Origin of the sequence: Arthrobacter ulcerisalmonis, from assembly GCF_900609065.1 — a bacterium.
In the GTDB taxonomy this organism is placed as follows: Bacteria; Actinomycetota; Actinomycetes; order Actinomycetales; family Micrococcaceae; genus Arthrobacter; species Arthrobacter ulcerisalmonis.
The window spans coordinates 46,541-53,389 of record NZ_UXAU01000031.1; the positions used below are offsets into that span (position 1 = coordinate 46,541).

General features: G+C 65.9%; 6 protein-coding genes. 5 read left to right on the forward strand and 1 reads right to left on the reverse strand.

Annotated features, from left to right (window positions below; translation table 11 throughout):
• Position 1: 1 nt before the first annotated feature.
• Positions 2-1,150: a D-alanine--D-alanine ligase family protein gene (locus PSET11_RS11170; protein WP_124092304.1), complete on the forward strand. Its 1,149-nt coding sequence runs from the start codon at positions 2-4 to the stop codon at positions 1,148-1,150.
• Positions 1,151-1,177: 27 nt separating this feature from the next.
• Here PSET11_RS11170 and PSET11_RS11175 read toward each other — a convergent pair whose 3' ends face one another.
• Entirely contained in the window at positions 1,178-1,639 is a 462-nt protein-coding gene (locus PSET11_RS11175; protein WP_124092323.1) for a DUF3515 family protein, read from the reverse strand.
• A gap of 152 nt (positions 1,640-1,791) precedes the next feature.
• Here PSET11_RS11175 and thiL point away from each other — a divergent pair, with 152 nt between their 5' ends.
• The 4 genes from thiL to rsmD are packed head-to-tail and all read left to right on the forward strand — an operon-like array spanning position 1,792 to position 6,707.
• A complete protein-coding gene (gene thiL / locus PSET11_RS11180) occupies positions 1,792-2,814 on the forward strand; it encodes a thiamine-phosphate kinase (RefSeq protein WP_124092305.1) in 1,023 nt (340 codons plus the stop codon).
• 22 nt (positions 2,815-2,836) lie between these two features.
• Positions 2,837-3,823: a DAK2 domain-containing protein gene (locus PSET11_RS11185; protein ID WP_124092325.1), complete on the forward strand. Its 987-nt coding sequence runs from the start codon at positions 2,837-2,839 to the stop codon at positions 3,821-3,823.
• Positions 3,813-6,080 (forward strand): ATP-dependent DNA helicase RecG, encoded by a 2,268-nt coding sequence (locus tag PSET11_RS11190; protein WP_124092307.1) that lies wholly within the window; start codon positions 3,813-3,815, stop codon positions 6,078-6,080. Before PSET11_RS11185 ends, PSET11_RS11190 begins: the two co-directional genes overlap by 11 nt.
• 12 nt (positions 6,081-6,092) lie before the next feature.
• Positions 6,093-6,707: a 16S rRNA (guanine(966)-N(2))-methyltransferase RsmD gene (rsmD, locus tag PSET11_RS11195; RefSeq protein WP_124092309.1), complete on the forward strand. Its 615-nt coding sequence runs from the start codon at positions 6,093-6,095 to the stop codon at positions 6,705-6,707.
• The last annotated feature ends 142 nt before the right edge of the window (positions 6,708-6,849 follow it).

Consider the following 6,849-nt stretch of genomic DNA (forward strand, 5'->3'; position numbering starts at 1 on the left):
TATGCCCCACGACCTGACCCCAGCACCTGACTCCGGCTCCGTGCGCAAGCCACGCGTTGCGGTGTTGTTCGGCGGCCGTTCCAGCGAACACGCCGTCAGCTGCGTCACGGCAGCAGGTGTACTTGGGGCGATCGACACCGAGAAATACGATGTCATCCCCATCGGCATTGCAAAAACCGGCCAATGGGTGCTGGCAGCCCAAGACACCACCCAGTGGTCGCTCGCGGCAACAGCTCTCCCGGAAATCCAGCCAGCCGACCAGACGGTCACGTTGGCCGAGATCGGCGGGGAACACCAGCTGATCGTGGCAGCGCCCAACACGGTTCCCCAGGAGCTGGGCGCTGTGGACGTGGTCTTTCCCCTGCTCCACGGACCTTTCGGTGAAGACGGCACCATTCAAGGCCTCCTGGAACTGTCCAACACCCGGTACGTGGGCGCCGGTGTCCTGGCCTCCGCCGTGGGCATGGACAAGCACTACATGAAAGTAGTTTTTGAAGCTGCCGGACTGCAGGTGGGCCCCTACCTTGCGGTCACCGACAGGCAATGGCTGACAGATCCCGAGGCTGTCCGCAAGGCCGTGGACAAGCTGGGTTTCCCTGTCTTCGTCAAGCCGGCCAGGGCGGGTTCCTCGATGGGAATCTCCAAGGTGGATTCGTTGGCGGAGCTGGATGCTGCCATCGATGAAGCACGCCAGCACGACCTTAAGTTGGTCATCGAGGCGGGCATTGTTGGCCGCGAAATCGAATGCGCCGTTCTTGAGGGCCGGGGCACCGCAGGCCCCCGCACCTCCATGCCCGGGGAGATCTCCGTAGCCGGCGGCAGTCATGAATTCTACGACTTCACTGCCAAATATGTTGAGGATAACGCTGCCGTCCTGAGTTGCCCGGCCGACATCCCCGAAGAAGCCATCGCCAGGGTCCGTGAGCTCGCGGCCACTGCCTTCGATGCGGTGGGCGCGGAAGGCCTGAGCCGGGTGGATTTCTTCTACACCGCAGCCGGCGAACTGATCATCAACGAGATCAACACCATGCCTGGCTTCACGCCCAAGAGCATGTACCCACAGATGTGGGCGGCCTCAGGCCTGGGCTACGCCGAGCTGATCGATGAACTCATCTACCTGGCATTGAACCGGAAGACCGGGCTGCGCTAGTCACCTTGGTACGCAGCCGCTCCCGCGTTACTGCTGGGACGTGGGCAGGTTGGGCAGTTCCTCCTGGCCCACACACTTCCGCACCTGCTGAATCTTGGCCGCCGGACCGGAGAGGTCAGCAAGGACGGTGGCAGAACTGATCTTGTCCGGATCCATCAGGATTTCGGTGGCAGGTTCGCGGCCAAAAGTGGTCAGTGTCCAGACCGGGTCGCCTTCCTTGATGACCCAATCCACGCCGTTGACGCTGACGCACCGATCGGTGGTAGGTCCGGGGGCGTTCACTCCGCAGCGAAGCACCACCAGCGACGGGTCGCCCCACGCGGCGGTGGCCTGGCTGTTGGTCTTGCGCAGCGTGGAGTCGCCAATGGCGTCTGGCAGGGCCACCATCATGGATGCGCAGGCCGGGTTCGCTGCGTCGGCGGCAGGCTTCACGTCCACAGCGGGGGAGCAGGCGGACACGCCAAGGAGGGCGGCGGTGACGGCAAGCAAAGCGGCAGCGCGGCGGGTGTGACTTTTCGGGTTTGATCCAAACACCCATCCAGCCTATCTGCCCTTGCAGCGAAGTCTGGCGGCCGTCAGCGCAACTCCCCGCCCGGCCGCCGCCGCTGCCGACTGTCGGACCTAGACGATACGGTAGATCCGTGCCTGAAACCGTCACCGTCGCCACGCTCTCCGAGGGCGCGCTCCTGTCCCGCATCTTCCCCCGCCTCAGCCTCCCGGCGCCCCACACCGACGCCCTGCTGCTGGGCCCGGGGGACGACGCCGCCGTGGTTGCCGCGCCGGATGGGCGCACGGTGATCAGCGTTGACACCCAGGTGCAGGACCAGGACTTCCGGCTCGCCTGGCCTAACGGCTACCGCAGCACCGGGTTCGACGTCGGCTGGAAGGCCGCTGCCCAAAACCTGAGCGACATCAACGCCATGGGCGCCACCGCTACCTCAATGGTGGTCAGTCTCACCTTGCCGGCAGACACGCCGGTGGCTTGGGTGGAGGAGTTGGCGGACGGCTTGGTAGCTGGCATCAGCGAACTCGGCGCCCAGCATTGCTCGGTGGCAGGCGGTGACTTGGGCCGCGGCCGGGAAATCTCCGTCACCGTCGCGGTGTTGGGGAACCTCGACGGCGGCGCGCCGGTCCTGCGCTCCGGCGCCGCACCAGGGGACACCGTGGCCCTCGCGGGAACCGTGGGCTGCGCGGCTGCAGGCCTGGCGCTGCTCGAATCAAGCGTTCCGTTTGACTCACTGACCCCAGCGCAGCGTCACTTCGTGGATTTGCAAAGCCGGCCCCGCCCACCACTGCATGCCGGCCCCGTCGCCCTGGCCGCAGGCGCCACGGCCATGCTGGACATCTCGGACGGGCTGCTGCGGGATGGCCTGCGGCTGGCCACTGCCAGCGGCGTGGCCTTGGACCTGGACCCCGCCGCCCTGGCTCCGCTGGCAGCTGCGCTCCAGCCGGCCGCTGACGTGCTGGCGGTGGACCCCGTCGCCTGGGTGTTGGGCGGCGGGGAAGACCATGGGCTGCTGTCCACATTCCCAGCTGACATTCAGCTACCAGTTGGATTCACTGCGATAGGCTCAGTACGAGCACTGGGATTCAATGAGGGCCCGGGCGTCAACATTGCGGGCCGGGCCGCTGGCACCGGGGGATGGGATCACTTTGCAGACTAAGGTCGCCGCAAACGCGCACGCGATGAAGAGGTGGTTGGGCCAGGCTGAAACTGCCCTGGGCAACCACAGCGACCGCCTCAATGCCATCAATATCTTCCCCGTAGCAGACGGGGACACCGGCACCAACCTCTACCTCACCGTCCGTGCCGCCGCGCAGGCCCTGGCCATTGCGGATGCCCAGCCCGGCCCCACCGATGTGGGCGCTGTTCTGGCCACGGCAGGCCAGGCCGCCATGGAGGACGCCAAGGGCAATTCCGGGACGTTGTTTGCAGTATTCCTGTGCGCCGCCGCCGAACCTTTGGCTGGCCACACTAGGCTTACCTCCAGCCTCTTGGCCGCCGCCTTGCACCGCGCCCAGATCCGCGCGTGGTCGGCCCTGAGCGACCCCGTTCCCGGCACCATGCTCTCCGTCATGGAAGCTGCTGCCCGGGCCGCTGCGGCCGTTGACGCCGCCCAGGACGGCGATGACAGTAACCACGCCCTGGGCCTGACCATCGACGCCGCCGTCAATGGTGCGCTGGCAGCCGTCATCCGGACTGAAGACCAGCTCGATGCCCTCACCACCGCACGCGTGGTGGATGCCGGCGGCGTTGGCATGCTGCTGATCTTCGACTGCCTGCGGTCTGCCGTCACGGGCCTGGAACTGCAGTCGGAACTATTGGACGGCCTGCACGGCTACGATGTTTCGGATCCGCACATCCACACTTCCTTGCCGGACGACGACGGCGTGGAAGTCATGTGCACCATCTCCCTCTCGCCGCTGAACGCGGCCACGCTGCGGCAGCGCCTCGACGAGGTGGGGGAGTCGGTCATCATGAGCCAGGTGGGCGGCGGCGCCGACGCCGAGGGCAACTACCGGTGGCGCGTGCATGTCCACGTTCCAGAGCAGGACATTGCCGTCAATATCATCCAGGCCCTGGGCAACCCGTCCCAGATCAGCGTGAGCGATCTGGCCCTTCCCCGCGACCCCCAGCCGGACACAGTGAACTCCAGCGGGCATGAGCGCTGAATCAACCCTGCCCCTGGAACGACGGATCGGTAAGAGCTCGGCAGCTGTGATCCAAAAGCAGCTGGGTCTGGCCACTGTTGAAGAACTGCTCACCTACTTCCCTCGCCGGTACATGACCCGGGGTGAACTGACGCCGATCAGCGAGATCCCGCGGGACGAAGAAGTCACCCTGCTGGCCCGCGTCCTCAGCAACACCACCCGCACCATGCGCGCCCGTAAAGGCACCATCACCGACATTGTGATTTCGGACGACGACGGCTCCCGCGGCCTTCGCGTGGTGGGCGGACGGGACTTCCACGGCAAGATCCCCGGCACACTGAAGATCAGCTTCTTCAACGGGTTCAAGGCCAAAGCAGAACTCCTCCAAGGCCGGCGGGCGATCTTCTCCGGCAAGGTCACCAGCTTCAACGGCGCCCTGGGCCTCACCAACCCTGACTTCATCCTGGTGGACGACGACCCCGAAACGAACGGTGGCAGGGACCCCGAGGCCATCGCCGCCATGCCCATCCCCGTGTATCCAGCCACGGCCAAACTTCCCAGCTGGAAGATCCAAGCTGTGGTGCGTGCACTGCTGCAGACCGCGGACCTGGACGCGCTCCCAGACCCGATTCCCCAGACCATCGCCAGACGGGAAAAGTTCCTGTCCCTCGCTGAGGCGTACCGGCGCATCCACGAGCCCGAAAACGGTGCCGACTGGAACCGTGCGCGGGCCAGGTTCAGGTATCAAGAGGCCCTGGTATTGCAGACCTCGTTGGCCCGCCGCCGGGCGCAGATTGCCGCTGAAGACGCCACGGCCCGCAACCCGGAGCCAGCAGGCATCCTGGCCGCGTTCGATTCGGCCTTGCCGTTCACGCTCACCAAAGGCCAACTGGACGTCGGTGAGACCCTCGCTGAGGAACTGGCCCGTAACCACCCCATGAACCGGCTGCTGCAAGGCGAGGTGGGGTCAGGCAAAACGGTGGTGGCCCTGCGCGCCATGTTGCAGGTGGTGGACGCGGGCGGCCAGGCAGCGTTGCTTGCCCCCACCGAGGTCCTGGCAGCCCAACACTACGAGTCGATCCGCCGCACCCTGGGCCCGCTGTCCGCCGATGGGCTCCTGGGAGGGCTCAGTGGCGGCGCCGCCGTGCAGGTTTCGCTGCTCACGGGTTCCATGCCAACGGCTGCCCGCAAGCAGGCAATGCTGGACGCCGCCGCCGGCACCGCCGGGATCGTGATCGGCACGCACGCGCTGCTCAGTGACAACGTCTCCTTCTACGACCTCGGACTGATCGTGGTGGATGAACAGCACCGATTTGGCGTTGAACAGCGCGATGTCTTGCGTGCCAAGGCCCGGCGCCCACCCCACGTACTGGTCATGACGGCCACCCCCATTCCGCGCACCGTGGCCATGACGGTCTTTGGCGACCTCGAAATCTCCACCCTGGATGAGCTGCCCAAGGGCCGCGCCCCCATCACCACGCACCTGGTGGGACTCGCCGAAAACCCATCCTGGGTCAGCCGCATCTGGTCCCGCGCCCGGGAAGAGATCGACGCCGGCCACCAGGTCTACGTCGTGTGCCCAAAGATCGGCACGGACGACGACGGTGACTTCAGCCCCGGCGAATCCAGACCGCCGCCGGAGGAAACGGAAGGCGAGGGCAGGGAGCTCGCGTCCGTCACCGCCGTCGTGGACCACCTGCTGGCCGAGCCGGCCCTGGCTGGTGTTCCGCTGGCCCCGCTGCACGGCCGCCAGGACCCGGACACCAAGACCCAGACCATGGCCAGTTTCACGGCCAACGAGACCAAGCTGCTCGTGTCCACCACGGTGATCGAGGTGGGCGTGGATGTCCACAACGCCACCCTCATGGTGATCCTGGACGCCGACAGGTTTGGTATTTCCCAACTCCACCAGCTGCGCGGACGTGTTGGCCGTGGTGGGCTGCCGGGGACCTGCCTGCTGGTGACCACCTTGGAGCCGGACCATCCCAGTCGCCGACGGCTCGAAGCTGTGGCCGCGACCACCGACGGGTTCGTGCTGTCCCAGGAGGACCTGAAACTGCGCCGCGAAGGCGACATCCTGGGCGCCTCGCAGTCTGGGGTCCGCTCCACCCTGAAGCTGCTGCGCGTCCTCGAACACGGCGACATCATCGAACTGGCTCGCGGAGACGCTCAACGCCTGGTTAATATGGACCCCGATCTAGCCCGCCACCCTGAACTGGCCGCGGGTATCGAGAAGTACCTCAATCCCGAGAAGGAGGCGTTCCTTGAACGCGGTTAGCCAGGCCCACCCATGAGCCGCATCATTTCCGGGGCCGCCGGTGGAACAACCCTCAGCAGCGTGCCCGGCTCCTTGACCAGGCCCACCACGGACCGGGTCAAGGAAGCGCTCTTTTCCCGGCTGGACGCGTTTAATGTGATTTCGGAGGCTCGGGTGCTGGACCTGTATGCCGGTTCCGGAGCCCTTGGGCTGGAAAGTGGCAGCCGGGGAGCAACTTCGGTGGAGCTGGTGGAGTTCGACGCCAAAGCCAGTGCCGTCTGCCAGCGCAACGCTGACCTTGTCAACGGTGTGCTCGGCCGCAAAGTGGTCACGGTCCATCGGGCCAAAGTCGAGGCCTTCCTGGACCGCGCTGCGCCGTCCGCCGAATGGGACCTGGTCTTCCTCGACCCGCCCTACCCGCTGGACGAAGAGGCGCTTGCTGCGGTCCTGGGAAAATTGGCCGAACATCTGGCCACAGGCGGAGTGGTGTTGGTGGAGCGCTCATCGCGATCTCCGGAGCCTCGTTGGCCCGGCGGACTCGAGCGGTTTGCCGAGAAAAAGTACGGCGAGACTCGGCTGTGGTTTGCCGAGCCGTTTGTCCCGGACGCCATCGACGCTGACGACGTCCCGGACAGCGCCAGTACCTGACCTTTAGATCGCCAGCCAGGGATCGGCGCGGCCGGCCCCCTCAGCTAGGTGTACTCGGCCAGGACGTTGGTTACATCGTAAAAGGGTGAAGACCTCTTAGGTTGGTGGTTACCACACACACCGAACGACTAAGAGGTCTTCA